The organism is Streptococcus oralis, from assembly GCF_001579175.1.
Lineage (GTDB): Bacteria > Bacillota > Bacilli > Lactobacillales > Streptococcaceae > Streptococcus > Streptococcus oralis_O.
On the sequence record NZ_KQ970759.1, the window covers coordinates 359,934 to 362,633 of the forward strand.

3 protein-coding genes are annotated in these 2,700 nt (G+C 42.9%); 1 reads left to right on the plus strand and 2 read right to left on the minus strand.

The window, feature by feature from the left end; all coding sequences use genetic code 11:
• Positions 1-1,048, plus strand: a 1,048-nt coding sequence (locus tag SORDD24_RS11530) for a Cna B-type domain-containing protein (RefSeq protein WP_231082652.1), incomplete at its 5' end; no start/stop codon positions are given.
• A gap of 85 nt (positions 1,049-1,133) precedes the next feature.
• Here SORDD24_RS11530 and SORDD24_RS01840 read toward each other — a convergent pair.
• Both SORDD24_RS01840 and SORDD24_RS01845 read right to left on the minus strand, forming a co-directional pair.
• Entirely contained in the window at positions 1,134-1,670 is a 537-nt protein-coding gene (locus tag SORDD24_RS01840; protein WP_061406942.1) for a biotin transporter BioY, read from the minus strand.
• A 142-nt stretch (positions 1,671-1,812) separates the two neighbouring features.
• Positions 1,813-2,700 (minus strand): FAD-dependent oxidoreductase (locus SORDD24_RS01845; protein WP_196757257.1); only part of this gene is annotated, 888 nt, incomplete at its 5' end.

The window sequence follows — 2,700 nt, forward strand, 5'->3', positions numbered from 1 at the left end:
AAAAGCAATCGACTACAAGGTAACAAAAGTATGGAACGATGCGAACAACCAAGACGGCAAACGTCCTGAGTCCGTAACGGTTCAACTTTATAAAAAAGTAGGAGATGCAGATCCAGTAGCTGTTGAAGGTAAGAAATTGACCTTGACAGCTAAGGATAAGACAGACGCTAACACTTGGGTAGCATCTTTCACAAATCTTCCACAATACGAAGCTGGTAAAGAAATCACTTACTCTATCGATGAAGTAGATGTACCAGCTGGCTATGAAGCCTCTGTAACTGGTCAAGTAGTGACTAACAATTACACACCAGAAACAGTCGTTCTTTCAGGAACTAAGGTTTGGGATGACAACAACAACCAAGACGGCAAACGTACGAAATCTGTGAAAGTTCAAATTCTTAACGGCGACAAAGTTGTTCAAGAAATTGAAGTATCAGAAGCAACTGGTTGGAAGTTCGAATCAAAAGCACTTCCTAAGTATGAAAATGGTAAACTAATCGAGTACAAAGTTAAAGAAGTTGTTGTTGCAGAATACAAATCAGTAGTAACTGACCACAAAGACGGCAAGTACACGATTACCAACAAACATACACCAGAGAAAATTACTGTAAAGGGTAAGAAGATCTGGGTTGATGCTAATAACAAAGACGGTATCCGTCCAGACTCAATTACTGTAGCACTTCTTGCCAACGGTAAAGAAACTGGTAAGACTGTAACTGTTACAAAAGCAACAGCTCTTTCAGACAACGAGTGGGCCTTCGAGTTTACTGAGCTTGATCGTTACGCAAATGGTCAAGAAATCAATTACACTGTCAAAGAAGTTGGCACTGTGAAAGGGTACACAGCAAAAGAAGATGGTATGAACGTTACAAATACACACACTCCAGAAAAACCAACACCAGGTAAACCAAATGAACCAGGAAAACCAGGTCCAAAACCTCAACTTCCTAACACTGGTGAAAAAGCATCTAATGCAGCAGTAGTTGCAGGACTTGCTTTGATGGCAGTAACTGGTGGCTTGTACTTTGTAAGCCGTAAAAATAAATAATCTCTATAAGAGAGTTGATTTTCAGTTAGTTCTTAGGAAGTAATTGGAAAGGAAATAGTCCAGAACAGTTGTTCTGGACTATTTTTTATCTTGAAAAATAAGCGATGCTTTTCAATCTTTCGAGTAAGGGACGACCAATGAAACTAATGGCAATGATCTTACCAAGGTCAGGGAGGATAAAAGGAAGGACACCTACTGCAAGCGCCTTATCAAATGGCATCCCAGCAAGGAAGTGGAGGCTGAGAATACCACCGACAAAGACCAGGGAGTCTCCCAAGAGGTTGGCTAGGAAAATGCGAATGTAGCCACTATTTTGACGGATGAGATAAGATGTAAGTCCAGCATAGACAAGGTCGAACCAAAGATAGCCTGCACTTGGACCGACTAAAACGTGAAATCCAGCTCCTCCCCCTGCAAAAACAGGTAAACCAATGGCACCCAGCAGGAGATAGAGAGCAACAGATAGAACAGCTTCTCTGGGTCTAAAAATAGTAGCAATCAGACCGATCGCAAAGTTTTGTAGAGTGAAGGGGACAGGACCGATAGGGAGACTGATTTGTGCCAAAACGGCGATGAGAGCCGCACCGATAGCAGGGATAGCATAGATATGAGCTTTTTTCAAAACTGTTAACCTCTTTTCAAAATTATAGTAACTATTATACTAATTCAGAAGAAAAAGTCAACCTATTTTTATAACAAGGTAACAATTTTGTAACAGCCGATTTTGCATGTAAAAAGAGACCTCAAGAGGTCTCTTACGATAATTAGCGCATGGTCACAAATTCTTCAGAAGCAGTTGGGTGGATAGCTACTGTAGCGTCAAAGTCTGCCTTGGTTGCTCCCATCTTGATGGCAACAGCGAATCCTTGAATCATCTCATCCACTCCGTAACCGAGCCCATGAAGTCCAACAACTTTTTCGTCAGCACCGGCGGTGATGAGTTTGAAGCGAGATTCTTGACGATGGTTTGTAACGGCAGAGTACATAGATGCAAAGCTTGACTTGTAGACTTTAATGTGCTCTTGGCCGTATTCTTTGATAGCTTGATCTTCAGTCAATCCCACGGTTCCGATTGCTGGGTGGGAGAAGACAACAGTAGGGATAGTTGTGTAGTCCATCTTAGCACTTGTTTTCCCATTAAAGAGACGTTCAGATAGGGTACGTCCAGCCTTGATGGCTACTGGAGTTAATTCCTTCTCACCAGTAACGTCTCCAAGGGCATAGATACCATCTACAACAGTATTTTGATACTCATCCACTTGGATAAACCCACGTTGGTTGAGTGTAACGCCAGCCTTTTCTAACTCCAGTCCGTCTACATTTGGACGGCGACCGGTAGCCCAGATAACTTGGCTGGCAGTGTGACTAGAACCGTCTTCGAAATGAATGGTAATACCTTGCTCCGTCTCTTCGAGTTTGACGGGTACCTTGTGTGTGTGCAAAGGAAGGCCTGTTTTTTCCATTTCATTGACAAGACCTTCAACGATGTAGCTGTCAAAACCACGCAAGGGACGATCACGACGGACAAACAAATCCGTTTTTACTCCTAGCGCGTGGAGAACACCTGCTAGCTCAACCGCGATATAACCAGCTCCAAGAATCGCAACGGAGTCAGGAAGTTGCTCCCAAGCAAAGACATCGTCTGAGCTACC